Origin of the sequence: Pigmentiphaga sp. H8, assembly GCF_003854895.1 — a bacterium.
Taxonomy (GTDB): domain Bacteria; phylum Pseudomonadota; class Gammaproteobacteria; order Burkholderiales; family Burkholderiaceae_B; genus Pigmentiphaga.
Map to the genome: position 1 here is coordinate 4,513,179 of NZ_CP033966.1, position 16,946 is coordinate 4,530,124.

11 protein-coding genes, 1 tRNA gene and 1 pseudogene are annotated in these 16,946 nt (G+C 59.4%); 3 read left to right on the forward strand and 10 right to left on the reverse strand.

The annotated features are described in order from the left end of the window. The first annotated feature begins 261 nt into the window (after positions 1-261). Complete coding sequence (locus tag EGT29_RS21300; protein ID WP_124690859.1) at positions 262-1,491, forward strand: DUF5677 domain-containing protein; 1,230 nt, start codon at positions 262-264, stop codon at positions 1,489-1,491. A 296-nt stretch (positions 1,492-1,787) separates the two neighbouring features. On the opposite strand, the gene EGT29_RS21305 is transcribed toward EGT29_RS21300, so the two are convergent. The 6 genes and pseudogenes from EGT29_RS21305 to EGT29_RS21330 all read right to left on the reverse strand — a co-directional run bounded on the left by EGT29_RS21305 (position 1,788) and on the right by EGT29_RS21330 (position 8,290). Then, a complete protein-coding gene (locus EGT29_RS21305; protein WP_124690860.1) occupies positions 1,788-3,233 on the reverse strand; it encodes an IS1182 family transposase in 1,446 nt (481 codons plus the stop codon). 150 nt (positions 3,234-3,383) lie between these two features. Continuing rightward, positions 3,384-4,034, reverse strand: a complete 651-nt coding sequence (locus EGT29_RS21310) for a hypothetical protein (RefSeq protein ID WP_124690861.1) — start codon at positions 4,032-4,034, stop codon at positions 3,384-3,386. Positions 4,035-4,315: 281 nt separating this feature from the next. Next, positions 4,316-4,972, reverse strand: coding sequence for a (p)ppGpp synthetase (locus EGT29_RS21315; protein WP_124690862.1), 657 nt, complete (start codon positions 4,970-4,972; stop codon positions 4,316-4,318). Between the two features lies 1 nt (position 4,973). Next, the gene (locus EGT29_RS21320) at positions 4,974-6,071 is read right to left on the reverse strand and encodes a ParA family protein (RefSeq protein ID WP_124690863.1); all 1,098 of its coding nucleotides are present in this window, start codon (positions 6,069-6,071) and stop codon (positions 4,974-4,976) included. Positions 6,072-6,529: 458 nt separating this feature from the next. After that, a pseudogene (locus EGT29_RS21325) lies at positions 6,530-7,810 on the reverse strand (tyrosine-type recombinase/integrase); the annotation flags it as partial. Positions 7,811-8,219: 409 nt separating this feature from the next. Further along, positions 8,220-8,290, reverse strand: a tRNA-Gly gene (locus tag EGT29_RS21330). 187 nt (positions 8,291-8,477) lie between these two features. On the opposite strand from EGT29_RS21330, the gene rarD reads away from it, so the two are divergent. Beyond that, the gene (gene rarD, locus EGT29_RS21335) at positions 8,478-9,395 is read left to right on the forward strand and encodes an EamA family transporter RarD (RefSeq protein WP_124690865.1); all 918 of its coding nucleotides are present in this window, start codon (positions 8,478-8,480) and stop codon (positions 9,393-9,395) included. Between the two features lie 141 nt (positions 9,396-9,536). Continuing rightward, the gene (locus tag EGT29_RS21340; RefSeq protein ID WP_124690866.1) at positions 9,537-11,159 is read left to right on the forward strand and encodes a tannase/feruloyl esterase family alpha/beta hydrolase; all 1,623 of its coding nucleotides are present in this window, start codon (positions 9,537-9,539) and stop codon (positions 11,157-11,159) included. A gap of 6 nt (positions 11,160-11,165) precedes the next feature. On the opposite strand, the gene EGT29_RS21345 is transcribed toward EGT29_RS21340, so the two are convergent. The 4 genes from EGT29_RS21345 to EGT29_RS21360 form a co-directional block, all read right to left on the reverse strand. Continuing rightward, positions 11,166-12,479 carry a cytosine permease gene (locus EGT29_RS21345; RefSeq protein ID WP_124690867.1) on the reverse strand — a complete coding sequence of 438 codons (1,314 nt, stop codon included), beginning with the start codon at positions 12,477-12,479 and terminating at the stop codon, positions 11,166-11,168. Between the two features lie 95 nt (positions 12,480-12,574). Beyond that, a complete protein-coding gene (locus EGT29_RS21350) occupies positions 12,575-13,510 on the reverse strand; it encodes a DmsC/YnfH family molybdoenzyme membrane anchor subunit (protein ID WP_124690868.1) in 936 nt (311 codons plus the stop codon). Continuing rightward, complete coding sequence (locus EGT29_RS21355; protein ID WP_124690869.1) at positions 13,507-14,127, reverse strand: 4Fe-4S dicluster domain-containing protein; 621 nt, start codon at positions 14,125-14,127, stop codon at positions 13,507-13,509. The genes EGT29_RS21350 and EGT29_RS21355 overlap by 4 nt, the downstream gene beginning before the upstream one ends. Positions 14,128-14,131: 4 nt before the next feature. Then, positions 14,132-16,936, reverse strand: coding sequence for a molybdopterin oxidoreductase family protein (locus tag EGT29_RS21360; protein ID WP_124690870.1), 2,805 nt, complete (start codon positions 16,934-16,936; stop codon positions 14,132-14,134). Between the last annotated feature and the right edge of the window lie 10 nt (positions 16,937-16,946).

The following is a 16,946-nucleotide window of genomic DNA, read 5'->3' on the forward strand; positions in this document are numbered from 1 at the left end:
TAGTTTCTCACCTGATGAAGCTGGGTAAGACGATGCCGGCCAGATCACCGAGTAGTCAGTGATCGGCCAATAGCAGTTGTCGAAGATGAAATTTGGGATTACGGGAATCCGGCGATTAGCGGACAGCTGGTTTTGATTAAGTCGTTGGCGAATTGCTTCATTGAGCTGCATGCGAGCTCCCCTGGCTCGGTCTAATACCCCTATCATTCAACTCACGAGCTCAGTCGAACGGATGACGCAGCTATTATTGGGAACGGCAGCATGAACCACGATCTGCATCGACAAGTGGATAATCAGACGTCCGACGAAGTAAGCACCTCGAATCTAGAGGAGATTGTCGATCGTGGCGCGCTCGGTCCCGAGCCGTCAAAATCCTATCTCGAGCGTCTGCGGATGCTTGATGAGATTGTTCGCGAGTGCATGTTTGTTTCTCGTTCCTATGGAGGCATTCCTTCACCTACGAGCCAACATTTTTACGCGTCAGTTCTATTCACGCTCATGATTACCAAGTGCGTTAGCCTTCTTATGCTGGCGCCGCACACGCCTTGGGCTGATAAGAAAATTGAGCACTGGGACTACAGCTCGATGACTGGCATCGCTCGCACAATCATCGAGCTGCGCGTCGCTTTCTATTATCTGTGCGTGGACCAATGCCCAGAGGATGAATGGAGGTTTCGCTGGAATTTATTCAACCTTCATGATTGCACGTCTCGAATCCGCATATTCGAGGCTCTCGAAAATTCAGATCAGGTAGAAGCTCTGCGCGCAGTTGCCGAAGATCTTCGATCACGCTTACTCGAGAGTCCATTCTTAGCCACCATCGACAAAAAGCACAGCAAGCGCCTGCTCCATGGCCAGACCGCGTATCTCTTGCCGATGGAAGTTATTGCGGAGCGAGCAGGTATTGACCTAAGAACCTTCCGCTGGATCTATGTGCTGTTTTCGAGTCATGTCCACGCGCTGCCCATGTCGTTCTATCGCATCGGGCATACTGGAGACGACCGAGGGCGCGGACTGCCAAGCCCTTCGGAGGAGAGTTATTCTGCGCTTTGCCTAAGCATGACAGCTACGCTCCTCGTTGCGACGAGGGATAACGTTCATGAGCTGTTTGCAGCTCACAAGCCGCCGCCAGCACCACCACCTTCGGAACCAGATGTTTCCGAACTAATTGCCAACCCACCTGCGCTTGCTATCGGCGAGGAGCACATCCATGATGCTTCGGACACGCTCGCTATGCGCTTCAAACGAACGGGTGAGGTTGCCTACAAAACGACTTTCATTTATCGGCCAACTGGCGACGAAATACTTGAGCGCGACGACTCAGAGCTGGACGGTGTCGAACTGAAATATTTCGATCCGTATTTCTGGACCGTGAAGCTCAACGGGGGGCCGGCAACGGGTGAAGCGCTGGAATGCGCACTCGCGGAGCCGCACGCCTTTCGCATTGACTACGCGGCGCGGGAACTACTGTTCAAGACCGCCGAAGCATAAAGAATGGACAGTTAATCAGCGCCCTCGAAGAGTTCATAGGTCAGCACGTCCAGTCATCAACAATTCGGTCAATGGCTGCGATCCGATGTAAAGCAGACAATTTTCTGGGCAGCGCAAACTTCCGCTCTGGGTCGAGGCTGTGTGGAAACTCCACTCGCCCTAACGACTACAGCGCGTTCGCCTGGACCGCATCAACTTGGGCGGTCTTCACTTCGATTTTTCGACGCGAGACACCCTAAAGGCCGTTTGAGCGGCGCGGATAGGATTTGAAGTGCGTCATTGGCCACAAGAGGGGCTCAGCCCCCCATCGACAGCATCGCTTTCATTGTTTGCTGGAAGCCTAGGATGCGCATGACCCGCTTGAGGTTATAGGCCAGTACATTCAAGCTCATTTCCGTGCTCACATTGCCCAAGCGACGAGTTAGGAAGTGTGTATAGCCCATCCAATGCTTGAACGTGCCGAACACATGTTCTACTGTGCGCCGCCGCACCTTCATCGCTTCTGGCATTCGGTCTAGACGGCGCTGCGCCGCCTCAAGCACGGCCTCATGTTCCCATCGACTGATGCGCCGATACGCGCTAGGTGTGCATCGCTCCTTCATAGCGCATTGTGGGCAGGCGCTGCTCCAGTAGCGCCGCAATTGCAGACCATTCTCCTCCCGCGTAAACCGGTGAATGGCGCGCTGGCCCGCAGGGCACAGGTACTCATCGTCCTTCGCAATGTATATGAAGTCCGAACGGTCGAAGCGGCCTTCGGCCTTGGCATTGGAAGTCGTCGGCTTGGGCAAGATCGCATCAATACCTGTCTCTGCACATGCCTTGATCTGAGGCGCGCTGTAGTAGCCGCGATCGGCAATCGCACACGGTCGCTTCTTGCCCATAGCCTCCCGCGCGGCTTGTGTCATTGATGCCAATGAGTCCCTGTCATGTCCTCGGTTCGTCACTTCGTGCGCGACGATCAGATGGTGCTTGGCTTCGACAACCATCTGCACGTTGTAGCCGACCATCCCTGAGCCCCGGCCGCTGGTAGCCATCGAGCGGGCATCCGGGTCAGTCACCGACAGTTGACCGTCTGGACTATCTTTGAGCCTTTCCTTGACGTCATCCAGTGCGCGCATTTGCTTGCGCAGGCGCTCGATCTTGTCGTTGAGCCGATTGGTCCGGGCCTCGATCTCGACAGGCTGCGTTCGGTCCGCAGTGTCGAGCGCCGCCAGATAGCGGTGGATGCTCTCCTCAATCTGCTGCTGACGTTTGTCTATCTTGGCGGCAGTGAAGTTCTTGTCGCGCGTGTTGACTGCCTTGAACTTGCTTCCATCAACGGCAACCAGGGCTTGGCTGAATAGCTTGAGATCTCGGCATACGGCAACAAGCCGCCGGCAAACGTTGCGAATGCCCGAGCCATTGTCACGGCGAAAATCCGCAATGGTCTTGAAGTCTGGCGCCAGTCGGCCGACCAGCCACATCAGTTCGACATTGCGTTGGCACTCTCGCTCGAGTCGACGACTGGACTGAACCCGATTTAAGTAGCCGTAGATGTAGATCTTCAGCAGCACGGCCGGGTGATACGACGGGCGGCCGGTAGCTGCTGGCGCCGCCTTCTCAAATCCCAGCGATGCCAGGTTGAGCTCGTCGATAAATGCGTCGATTATGCGCACCGGGTTGTCGTCGGCGATAAAGTCATCCAGGCATTCCGGGATTAACGCTACCTGCTGCCGGTCCTGACCTTCCATGAATCGGGGCATGTCGACTCCCGGAATCGAGATACTAAACTCTAACTACACAACCGTAGCAGCGTCAAAGAGTTTTCACACAGCCTCGGTCGGAAACGGTCGTTCTCCCTTGTCGGCTCCCGACCCCAAGCGGAAATTCGCCAGCGTCCCTTTCCAAAGCAATTAATCTGAGTTGCGAAGAGCGAATCTTACGCATTGGAAAAACTCAGGGGAAGGTGATTGATATTCAATTGTCTCAGTCAACTCATTCCCACTCTTTTTCGACTTTCCAAAAACAAGGGACGCTGTTCCTTGTGGCCAGTCAAAGGCGAGTTGATTCAAATCGAATTCGGATGAATCATTTATGATTTTTACATTATAGATTCCCACTTCACAAGGACGCCTAGATACCCACCGATCAGTTGCAGCTATAAATAAGTGAACGATATCAACCAACGTCTCAACATCAGCCTCTATGGGTAGTATGTAGTCGTGCTCAACAGCGTTACGCTGCGTGTTAAGGCGATCTAATACTCGAGGTGCGACGAACCCACACTCCCGGGCGTAATTTATCAGTGCTGGAAATGCTTTCAAATTTTTTAAATCTTTGGCACCAAAACCCAAACAAAGATCTTCGAGACGCAAATGTAAGGCCTTCTTGGCGTTAGACAAAGAATTAATCAAATTCCTAGGTGTTTTCCCATCAACCAAATCCTCTGTAGCGAATGAAAGATAGTCTTCAGCGGACAGTGGCTCCGTGCGAACTTTCATCCAGTTCCATGTGTACTGGTCTGCTGCATCATCAGACAGCATCGACGGATCGAACTTAATCATTTAATGCTCCCAATGCTTAGCGGCTTTCGACCCACATCAGACATTCGATTTATTCGAAGCAATTATTCGATTCGCGAGAAGTCGAATCCTGCACCTACGTATCCGAAAGTTGGATGTTTCCCAAAAAAAAATTAGGGATACGCTTTACCAAGTCCTGCTGCGATGGGAAAAACTGGCGTTTCGGTCTCAGGGAAAATTCCGTTAAATAAATAATTGAGCTTTCACGCCTTTGCTTATATAGACCAATTGCTACTAACTCCAACAAATGTTCGCTACAGAAGTTACTTCTTTTGTATCGCAGATAGAATACGAGATCCTGCGCTAATTAACCTTGCCAGAACAGCCAGATGCTCATTGATACGTTCATCTTCAGTCAATCCTTTGTATTTGATTTTGTGATCAACTTCACCCCATACCTCTTCGAGTAATGAACGCACCTGAATTTCACATATAGCAGCAGAATTCTTTCTAGGTTTCACCAAATAATGAACTGACGTATAGAAACTTGACTTTAACTCACACTTAAGGCCCAAGGACTTTAGAAACTTAATGCTATCAGGATCCCATGTGTAAGCCTTTGGTTTTTCAACAAGAATCCAATCCTTCTTCGCAGCATGATCGACTATCACATTATGAACAACTCTCACGTCATGAGGGTACAAATGGATAAGTCTCACGGCATAGATATCGGTAACCTCGGAGAAAACGTTGTTTGAATCTATTTGCACACCAGAAAGCCTTTTCTTCATTATTTTTTCCTTGATACTTTTTTCCTCCTTCAATCTTCTCTTAAAAGAATGAATTACGGGAACAACCCTCGGGTCTTTAGTTAAAATTGCCTCAACTGTAGTCCCAAACCCTTCTATCACTGGGTACTGTTCTCTTATGGCTTTCAAAATACTGGCCACTGACTCCGATTTCTTCTTCGGTGCAATCAATTTACACCCCCAACCGAGAAATCACATCCTCGGCAAAAGTCTTATAGGCAGATTTAGTCTCTACGTATTGGTTTCGATTTGGGGAAACGCTTGATCGATCTTCTGAACTTAAGTTTTCATGATCCGGAACGCTCCATATTGGCACCCGATATTTTTGAGACATCCCAGGAATAGTAGAGTGAGAATACATGACAGATGTTCCACCAATTGGATCAGAGATAACATCGCTCACACTTTCGCTAATTGTTTCTTTGGGAATAAACTCCTCCACAGCAAATGGGATTTGTTTAGCATAGTTATAATGTGCCTTTGCAATCTTCCACTCATTTGAAGCATCCCCTCTCTTTCTAGCGTTATAAATAGTAAAGCCGAGAAAAGAAACAGGTATTGCTGGTAAATCCTTGGAATGGCGTTCCCCCACAATTTTTTCTAAAAGCGAAAAATCCCTTATCCAAGAATTAAGGGCTCTGCCGATATTTTTTATCCCATATACTGAGAACATATCGGGCGCACATGGCACCATAAAGGCATCGGAAGTTGATATAACTATTTTGTTTAATATCCCGAGAGCTGGAGATGTATCCACGATCACGACATCATATTTTCTCGTAGCGCCATACGATTTTATTATTCTGCTGATATTTGTAATCGTCCGAATTGCCAAGGGATCACTTTGAAAAGCCTCTGACCATCGACTGGCGATTTTGTTTTCAAACATGTGGATGGACAAACGACCAGGCAGAAGATCAAGATTTTTTGCAAGTTTTCGAGGTGGCGGGAGTTTTTTTAGTTCATCCACACCGTCTTCTGTCGGCTTTAGAAGAAAATGAATTGATCGTGTAGTTGAGGTGATTTTCTTATACTTAGCTTGAGTACTTACCTTTTTTGCCTGAGGAAAATCCTCGATGAAATCATCCTCTTCTTTCCACAAATCTTCGAGCTCCTCCGGAGAGTATCCATACAGCGTTAGATTGGATTGTGGATCCAAATCTACTAATAGAGTTTTCCTTCCAAGATCCGCCATGGCGCTCGCCAGATGGTACGCAAGTGTTGTTTTTCCAACACCACCTTTGTTATTGAAAACGGCTATTGATTTCATCTATTTTCCATTTAAATAATGGGTTTGATCACCTAGACCCCCTGCAACCCCTGATATTTTTGGTACTAAACAACCTCTCTCGGGAGCCACCTTTTCCAAACTAGCTACCTCACCTGCACTGGTAGTTACGCGTTGGAGGAATTTCCCGCATTTTGACACATTACCGCCTGAGCTCTACTGCCCGCTCTTGGCCGAAAACAGTCAGTCGCCTCCAACTAGAGTCGAGAGATAACCTGCTTTAATAACGGCCAACTTGGCAAGCCAAGGCCCTAAAAGCCGTCGACCACTTCAGTTAGCCTCCAAGCACAACCATCTCAGACCATATATGTAGAAAGGCCAGCACGGTCTGTTTCTGTCAGAGACAGTATGGATTGTTGAGGATAAGCCTCCATACGATGTAAAGCCTGAACTCTCGAACGTTGTGAGGCATGATCACCCGACCAAGTCATTTCTGCCCTCCCCTGCAGATGCACAATCAGATGCCGGTTCGCGGCCTCCAACTCACCCCGCTCAAGCAACTCCACCCGATCCGCCCAATCCTGCATCATTACCCTCCTCTGCTCCACATACTGCGCATGGTTATACGTCGCCCTGATCCGATTCGGATCAGCATGCGATAGCTGCGCATCCACCCACACCCGTGGATAGCCAATCTCGTTCAACGCCGTCGACATCGTGGCCCGCAGCCCATGCCCGGTCAGCAACCCGTTGTACCCCATGCGCTTCAGTGCGAAGTTGACTGTGTTCTCGCTCATACGATCCGTCAGCCGCGTAGCCGACGCGAACACATACTTCTGCGCTAGCTTGAACTCGTCCAACATAGATCGAACGACCACCTGCGCCTGGGTCGAAAGCGGCACGATATATGGAGGGATGTCCTCTGCGCGTTTACGCCGCCTGCGAGTCAGCATTGCGCGCTGCTTAAGCGACATGACGGGAACGATCCAAAGCCCGCGGTCAAGATCGAACTGATCTGGCGTAGCTAACCGCAGCTCGCCAGTACGCACCCCGATCAGCAACAGCAAGCGAATCGCGAGCTGCGTCGTCAATCTTCCCTGATAGGTACGCAAGGTGCGCAAGAACAAAGGCAACGCCTCCATCCGCAAGAACGGATTGTGCTGAACCGGTGGCAAGGGCGCCGCGACAACGTGCAGATCTGTCGCGGGGCTCCTTTCCATCCCAGGCACAACCACCAGGGCGTACTCGAACAGTTGCCGGAACCAGGTCCGTACCTTCTCCGCGACAGACAACGAACCGCGCTTTTCGATCCGCTCGATCACCTCCAACAGGTGATGCCTCGTGATCTCGTGAATAGTCATCCGATGCAGCGCCGGCAGAACATCCTTCTTGAACGCACGCCGAATCTGCTCCAGCGTGCTCTGCCGCCCTTCTTCCAGCACCAATTCTCGACGCGCGAGCCACTGCTCGTACACCACCATGAAGGTGTACTCGCCGGCCAGCTTGGCCGCCTGCCGTTTCTGCTTGCGATGGATCTTCGGATTGACGCCTCTGGCGATCAGCCCCCGCGCTTCTTCCCGCAAGGCCCGCGCATCGCGCAAACCGATCTCGGGATACGTGCCCAGGGAGATCCGCAACTGCTTGCCCAGCCAGTAGTACCGGAAGTGCCAAGCCTTGCCACCTTTGGCGGATACGAACAACGACAATCCGTCATAGTCGCCAAGGGTGTAGGCCTTTCCCATCTCCTTCGCGGTCCGGACACGCAATTCGGTGAGCGCCATGCTCCAACTCCAAATCTCCAATTAGACGAGATGGGGAGCCATGGACAATGGCCCGACAAATCAGCACCGTTACAACATCGGAACTACGGCCCGAAAATGGACTTAAAAACGCTGGATGCTGGTGGACGGCAGTGGACTATAGACCGCGCACACCAAGCCGCAAGGAGGTCCGTCATCCCAGCTCCAGAGACCGTGCAGCTCTTCTCCATAGACGCCAATGGACCTCGACAGACGCACGCGAACAAGCCGCCAATGCATCAAATCGATGGCCAGAAAAATGTACTTATCGGGGGTAAAAACTGGCGAACTCTTCTGAACACCGGCAAAGGCCAATTTTCAGAAATTCATTGAACATCAAGGACTTAGTCAACTTCCCAAAGCCTCTCAACGGGTTTGGAAATTCAAAATGAGCGGGTGAAGGGAATCGAACCCTCGTATGAAGCTTGGGAAGCTGCCGTTCTACCATTGAACTACACCCGCCTTGGACGCCCAGGCTGACCGCTTGGACGGAAGACACTACCGCTAGACGCGACAGGACTGCAATTCTAAGCCCGAATTCGAAGGCCGGCAAATAAGGGGCAAGCCCTCATATTGTAGATTGTAGTCATTCTCACTTATCTGGACGCCCCACTACGCGGCATTCCCTGCCTGCGTCCTATCCATCCCGATGACCGCCCCCCCCTCCCTCAACACCTCCACCGGCGTCCTGCTCAACGTCGCATCCTCGGCGCTCTTCGCGCTGATGTCCGCCTACACCACCCTGCTGCGCCCCCTGGACGGCGCGGCCATCTATGGCTGGCGCATGCTGCTGACGGTCCCCGCGCTGACTCTCCTGGTCCTGGCCATGGGGCGTTGGCACGAAATCCGCCAGCTCGCCGCGCGGGTGCGCCGCGAGCGGTTCTTCTGGGCGCAGCGCGTGCTGTCGGCCACCCTGCTCGGCGCCCAGCTCTGGCTGTTCATGTGGGCGCCCGTCAACGGCCACGGGCTCGACGTGTCGCTGGGTTATTTCCTGCTGCCGATCGCGATGGTCGCGCTGGGCCGGCTCGCGTTCAAGGAGCGCATCAGCCGGATGCAGTTGCTGGCCGGCGGACTGGCGCTCGTGGGCATCGCCTACCAGTTGGCGATCGTCCGCACCGTGTCCTGGCCCGCGCTGCTGGTGTGCCTGGGCTATCCCGGCTATTTCTGGCTGCGCCGCGCCACCCATACCAATACCCTGGGTTCGCTGTGGCTGGACATGACGCTGGGCCTGCCCGTCAGTGTGTTCTTCGTCCTGCAGGGCGGCTACGCGCTGCCGGCCGATGCGCCGCCCAGCCTGCCGTGGCTGATCCTCGGCCTGGGCATCATCAGCGCCTCGGCGCTGGGGTTGCAGGCGCTATCGGCGCCGAAGCTGAACGTGACGCTGTTCGGCCTGCTGATCTATGTGGAGCCGGTCCTTCTGGTCGCCGTCGCCGCGGGGGTGCTGGGCGAATCCATTTCCCCCGCGCAGTGGCCGACCTACGTGGCGATCTGGATGGCGGTGCTGGTCCTGGTGGGCGAGGGTGCGATCAGCCTGGCGCGCCATCGTCCACCGCCCCGACTATCCTGAACAATCGATCAATTCATGTAAATTTTCGAATTCCCAAATGAAATCTCCCGGCATAGAGTGCGGCGGACAAGAAGGCTTCGCACCATCTCGCCGCGCGCACAAGATCGACAACGAGCGCGGCGCCACACCAAAGGAGAAGTCATGGGATACCCACCTCCCGCACACACCGCATTGCCTCTCGCGCTTGCCCTGGCTGCCTCGCTCGCGGCCTGCGGCGGCGGCGACGGTGACAGCGGCGGCGGAACGCCGCCGCCCCCTCCGGAGTCCGTTGCCCGCTCCTGTCAGTTGGAAAGCTTCGCCGATGTGCGGATCCCCGCGGCGCGCATCACGGCGGTATCGTCCGTTCCCGCCGGCACCTATCGTCCCGCCGACAGCCGCCAGGACCTGAACGACGTCCCCGCGTTCTGCCGCATCGACGCCGTGGCCACGCCCACGACCAGCTCGCGGATCAACTTCCAGCTCTGGGTGCCCGAAGGAACATCCTGGAACGGCAAGCTGGTCACGACCGGCAACGGCGGCTACAGCCCGGCACTGAGCTACGGCGACATGGCGTACGCCATGCGGCAAGGCTATGCCGTCCTGGGCGGCGACACCGGCCATCAGACGGAGGACATGCTGTGGGGCGTCGGCAATCCCGAGAAGATCATCGACTGGGGCTCCCGGTCGATCAACGCGATTACGGTCGCCGGCAAGCAGTTGCTGACCGAGCTGCGAGGCACGGCGGCCCACCGGGCCTATTACCTGGGTTGCTCCACGGGCGGCCATCAGGGATTCGCCGAGGCGCAGCGTTACCCCGAGGACTTCGACGGCATCATTGCCGGCTCGCCCGGCAATAACCGCACCGCCCTCAACATCGAGTTCATGTGGCGCTTCCGCTCCAACCGCCCCACCGACGACAATCTCACGCAGTTCCTGACGCCGGCCAAGCTCCGGCTCATCACGGATCGCGCCGTCGCGGCCTGCGATACGCTGGACGGCGTGGCCGATGGCGTCATCGACGATCCGCGCGCCTGTACCACGGACAAATTCGACGTCGCCAGCCTGCTGTGCACCGCCGGCGATGCGGCGGACTGCCTCACTTCCGACCAGCTTGGCGCCGCACGGAATATCTACCAGGGTCCGCGCAATCCCCGCACGAAGGCCCAGCTCTATCCCGGCTGGCCCGTGGGCAGCGAGTCGGGCTGGTCGGGCTACATGGGATCGACCGAACCGGTGCGGGCCGATTTCTGGCGCTACTGGGTTTTCGACGATCCGCAGTGGAACTGGTGGACATTCGATTTCGACCGCGACGTTTCTTATGCGTATGCGAAGATCGCGCCACTGGTCGACCAGACCAGCGCCGACCTGTCGGCGTTCAAGGCGAGGGGTGGCAAGCTGATGGTCTATCACGGCTGGAGCGATCCGGTGGTCAGTGCCTATGACAGCATCGGCTACTACGATCGCGTACTCGCCGCGCAAGGATCCCGGACAGCGCTCGATGAGTTCTACCGGCTCTTCCTGGTTCCCGGCATGGGCCACTGCAGCGGCGGCCCCGGCGCGACCACCTTGCGCGCCGACGGCGACGCCGCGCCGGACCCGAGCCGCGACATCCTGGCCCTCATGGACCGGTGGGTGGAACAAGGCAAGCCCCCGGACGACTTCGTCGCATCACGGATGGCGGGAGGATCGGTACAAAGGACCCGCCCGCTGTGCGCCTACCCCAAGCAGGCGGCCTACGAGGGAACAGGCGACCCGGATGACGCGGCGAACTACGTCTGCCGCTGAAGCCGGCTAGGCGGGAACGGGTTCTACCTGTTCCCGCCGCCGCATGAACACCACGGCCAGGCCGAAACTCAGCGCCAGGGTGGGCAGGGCCGAACCCAGCGCCGTGCCGGCCAGCGGCAGCAGGTGGTAGCAGGCAATGCCGGCGCCCCAGATGAGCACGGCCTTGACCCGTATCGCGGGTGCCTGGCGCAGTAGCCGGTTTGCGTCGGCGCCGAGGCCCAGGGTGCCGAGCATGACGCCGAACAAAGGCACGAAGCAGGAGCTGAGCAGCAGCAGGAACGGCTCCAGGCTGTGCATGGGCAGCACCATCGCCAGCAGGCAGCAGGCCGTGGCGATCAGCAGCCCCCAGCGGCGAATGCTCCAGCGCGGCGCGATGCTGTGCGCCGACACGGAAGCCGAGTAGGCGTCGCCATAGGCGTTGTCGACTTCGTCGATCAGCACCAGGGACAGCGCGATCAGGCCGCCCTGGGCCTGCAGCAGGGCCATGATCAGGTCCTGGCTCGGCAGCGTCAGCGCGACCAGCACACCCAGCCCGTAGCACCAGATGTTGGCCACGGCATAGCCGACCCAGGCGCCCGTCAGCGCCGAACGGCCGCTCTTGCCGTGGCGGGCGTAATCGGCCACCAGGGGCAGCCAGCTGATGGGCATGGCGATCACGAGATCCAGGGCCGACAGCGTGCTCATGCCGCCCGTGCCGCTCCGGCTCCACAAGGCGGCCATGCCCTGGCTGTGCGCCATGGACAGGAACTGCCAGCTCAGCCACAGCAGCGAAAGCACGACCAGCGGCAGGGCCACGCGCGAGACGATGCGGCGCACCAGACGCACCATGGAACCGCCGATGAGCAGCAGGATCACGGCGCCCCACAGCAGCGTGGCCAGGTAGGGCCAGTAATCGGCGGTCATGGCGCCGCCATGGCGGCCGACGGCGACCGTGGCATCGCGCATCACCACCAGCTCGAACGCGCCCCAGCCCAGCAACTGCACGATGTTCAGGACGATGGGCAGGCGCGCGAAGCGGCGCCCGTAAACGGCCACCATCAGCCCGGCGCTGGACAGGCCGCTGCGGCAGCCGATCCGCGCGACCCAGCCCAGCAGGCCGGCCCCGACTACGGAGCCCAGCACGATGACCAGCAAGGCCTGGGTGGAACTCAGGGCGGGCACCAGGTATGAGCCCATCTGCATGACCAGCAGCCCCACGCCCAGGCTGAACCAGAGCGAGGCGTGGTCATGCCATTGAAAGACACGCAGTTCGCCGGGTACGGCGGCGAGCGCCTCGTTGCCACGGCCGTCGCCGGAGCTTGCGGATAAGGGATTTGCCATGAATGTTCGCACGAATCAAGAATCGCGGCCGGGTGATGCCGCACGATAATTGACGATCATAGACGGCTTCGCCGAACAGGCTTTTCAAGCAGGCCCTACGAGATCACCTGGTAGTACAGGTTTTGCGGATGGTTGGCCTGCGCGAAGAAGAACCACCGCTCCGCCAGCAGTCCCAGGTACTGCACCGCCAGCGCCGCCGCCATCAGCATGCCGCTGGCCCGAAGCTGCCCCCACGCCAGCAGCAGCGCCGAACCGGGAAACAGCAGCAGCAGGAACGCCCAGCGCACGCCGCGGATCACGGCCGCGCTGCGGCCATGGAAGAACTCGCGCGTGTTGAAGGTGCCGCCCATCGCGCCCATGGATTTCTGCGCGATCGCAGGATGCCGGACGCCCAGCGCGCTCTGCAAGGTGGACACCGGCCGCAGCCGCGCATTGCGGCGCAGCATCAGCAACCGGACCGCCAGGCCGGCGGTCAGCGTCACATAAGCGGCCGACAGGTAGGCCGGCATCCAGCCGGGCGCCATCCACGCCGCCCAGGCCGACGCCGCGGTGAAGCCCGACGCGCAGCCCAGTACGGCGAAGTTGGCCAGGGTGTAAGGGCTGGCCCATTCGCGGATGAAGCGCAGGCACGCGTAGATCATCGCCGTGCACACCCACAGCGCCAGCGCGCAGGCCACGCACAGCAGCCCCACCGCCGGGGCGTAGCCCTGTCCGGCATGGTGGGCCCAGGCATACCACGACGCGGCGCCGATGAAGGCCGGCACGGCGATCACCTCACGCGACAGCCACGACGTGCGCCACATGGCCGCGCTGCGCCAGAAGCGTTCCGGCCGCCCCAGGTGGAAGAACGACGCGAACAGCCCCAGGCCCGCCAGCGCCACGCACAGCAGCGCCCCGCCGCCGAAGAAACGCTGTGCCGCCAGCGGCTCGAGCGGCGCGCCGAACACGTCCGCGCCGACCAGCGCCAGCATCAGGCCCTGCGCCATGCCGCACAGCGTGGTCAGGAAGATGACCGACCAGGCGGGCTTCATGGGCGGCTCCGGCGCGGCAGGTAGTGATTGGCCGGCCGGGTGCCCCACTCCGGCATCAAGGTGTAGCCGTCGCGCTCGCGTATCGCCCGCGATACCTCGGAATCCTCGTCGTGCACGTCGCCGAACAGCCGTGCATTGGTCGGACAGGCCATCACGCAGGCCGGCTTGCGCTCGCTCTCGGGCAGCGCTTCGTTATGGACGCGGTCCACGCACAGCGTGCACTTGGTCATTACCTTGCGCCCTTCGTCGAGTTCGCGCGCGCCGTACGGACAGGCCCACGAACAGTACTTGCAGCCTATGCACTTGTCGTAGTCCACCAGCACGATGCCGTCCTCCTTGCGCTTGTACGACGCGCCGGTGGGGCAAACGGGCACGCAGGGCGGATCCTCGCAGTGCAGGCAGCTCTTGGGGAAATGCAGTGTTTCGGTCAGCGGGAATTCACCCACCTCGAAGGTCTGCACGCGATTGAAGAACGTGCCGCTCGGGCTTTCGCCGTAAGGATTCGCGTCCTCCAGCGGACCGGCCGAGCCGGAGGTGTTCCATTGCTTGCAGGAGGTCACGCAGGCGTGGCAGCCCACGCAGACGTCCAGATCGATGACTAGCGCGAGTTGGGTCATGGGATCACTTGTTGCCGGCGAAATAGGCCTGGACCTTGCGGATGATGCCGGTGCCCGGCATCTGCTTCATGGCGGGGAACCGTGGCCAGACCTCCTTGGGTTCGCCGGGGTCCGCCGGACTGATGCGCACGCGGACGTCGTACCATCCGGCCTGGCCAGTGACCGGATCGCTGTTGGAAACCGTTCCGGCCGGGCCCCCGCCCGGCAGGGGCAGCTCTTCCGAGATCAAATGGTTGAGCAGGAAGCCCTTGCTGGATTCGTCCGCCTGCGGCCCCAGGTTCCAGGCGCCGCGCGACTTGCCGATGGCGTTCCAGGTCCAGACGGTGCCGGGCTCGACCGCCTCGCTGTAGCGGCACATGCATCGCAGCCGGCCCCACTGCGACTCGGCCCATATCCATCCGCCGTCCTCGATTCCGGCGGCGCGCGCCGTGGCCGGATTGACCATGAGGTAGTTGTGGCTGTGGATCTGGCGCAGCCAGGCATTCTGCGAATCCCACGAGTGATACATGGCCATGGGCCGCTGCGTGATGGCGTTGAGCGGATATTTCTCGAGATCGGTCGCGGCGTATTCGAGCGGCGGCGACCAGAAAGGCAGCGGATCGAAGTGGCGTTCGATGCGCGCGCGCAGGTGCGGCGGCGGCTGCTTGCCCGCGCGCCGGCCCTGGGCGGCCAGCCGGAATTCCTGCATGACCGGCGAGTACAGATGGATGCGGATGGGCTCGGGCGCGCCGTTGAATCCGGCCTGCCGGGCAAAGGCAAGATAGTCGCGGTTCCAGTTGCGCATGTACTGCATGCCGGGCGGCAGCTCGTGATGGAACACGCAATGGTTCTCGGCATACTTTTCCCACTGGCGCGGATTGGGCTCGCCGACCAGCGATTTGTCGCCGTTCGCGCCGCGCCAGCCGCCCAGGAAGCCGATGCCCGAACCGGGCGCGGTCTCGTAGCGGACGATGAAATCTTCGTAGCCCTGGTACTTGCGCCCGCCGTCCGGGTCGGTGAACACCGGCAGCTTCAGGCGCCAGCCCAGTTCGATCAGCACCTCCTGGAAAGGCTTGCACTGCCCTTTCGGTGCGACCACGGGTATGCGCACGGAGTCCACCGGGCCGTCGAACTCGGAAATCGGCCGATCGAGCAGCGACATCGCGTCGTGCCGCTCCAGGTAGGTGGTGTCGGGCAGGATCAGGTCGGCGTACTGGGTCATCTCCGAAGCGAATGCATCGCACACCGCGATGAAGGGAATCCGGTAGTCGCCGCCCGGGTCGCGGTCGTTCAGCATGGCCCGCACCTGGGTGGTGTTCATGGTCGAGTTCCACGCCATGTTCGCCATGAAGATCAGCAGGGTGTCGATGCGGTACGGATCGCCGCGCCAGGCGTTGGTGATGACGTTGTGCATCAGGCCGTGGGCCGAGAGCGGATGCTCCCACGAGAACCCCTTGTCTATCCGTATCGGTTCGCCGTCCGGCCCGACGGCAAGGTCGTCGGGGCCGGCCGGGAATCCCAGCGGGGCGGCGCCCAGCGGCGTCATCGGCCGCACCTGGTCCCAGGAGTTCGGCGGCCGCACGCCCGGCGGGATGGCCTTCGGGAACGGCGCCTTGTGGCGGAAGCCTCCGGGCCGGTCTATCGTGCCCAGCAGGCTCATCAGGATGGCCAGCGCGCGAATGGTCTGGAAGCCGTTGGAGTGCGCAGCCAGGCCCCGCATCGCGTGGAACGCCACGGGACGGGCGACGACGCCGGCATGCTCCACGCCGTCGGTATCCGTCCAGGGAATGGGCAGTTCGAACGCGCCGCGCATGGCTGTCTCGCCCATCTCGCGGGCCAGGGCGACGATGCGCGCCGCCGGGATGCCGGTGATGGCGCTGGCCCATTCCGGCGTACAGTCCGCCACGCGTTCGCGCAGGAGCTCGAAGGCGGGCCTGGCGGGCTTGCCCGCCACCTCGCGCTCGCCCTCCAGCGCGTCGCCCGTGCCGACGATAAGGCCGCTGTCCAGATCGACCAGGTCCATGGCATTGGTATGGCGGGCGACGAAATCGCGGTCGAATTCGCCCGTGGCGATCAGTTCCCGGATCAGCGCCATGAAAAGCGCCCCGTCGGTCCCTGGCCGTATCGGGATCCATTCATGGGCGATGGCGGAGTACCCGGTGCGCACGGGATTGATGGAGATGAAGCGGCCGCCGGCGCGCTTGAACTTCGAGATCGCGGTCTTCAGCGGATTGGAATGGTGGTCCTCGGCGGTGCCTATCATGACGAACAGCCTGGCATGCTCCAGGTCCGGGCCGCCGAACTCCCAGAACGAGCCGCCTATGCTGTAGATCATGCCCGCGGCCATGTTGACCGAACAGAATCCGCCATGCGCGGCGTAGTTGGGGGTGCCGAACTGGCGCGCCCAGAGCGCCGTCAGGGCCTGCATCTGGTCGCGGCCCGTGAACAGCGCGAAGCGCTTGGGGTCGGTGGCGCGGATGCGGCCCAGGCGCTCGGTCAGGATGGCATAGACCTCGTCCCAGGAAATCTCGACGTATTCCCCGTCGCCGCGGGCGGTGCCCGGCCGGCGCTTGAGCGGCACCGTGAGCCGCGCGGGCGAGTGCTGCTTCATGATGCCGGACGAGCCCTTGGCGCAGATCTTCCCCTGGTTCAGCGGATGGTCCGGATTGCCGTCGATGTAGCGGACCTCGCCATCGCGCAGGTGTACGCGGATGCCGCAGCGGCAGGCGCACATGTAGCAGGTCGTGTGCTTGACCTCGTTCGCGGCGCCGGGCGCGGGCGGCTCGAGCGGATCGTGGACGGGCGGGGTGGAACGCAGGAAATCAAACATGGCATTCCTT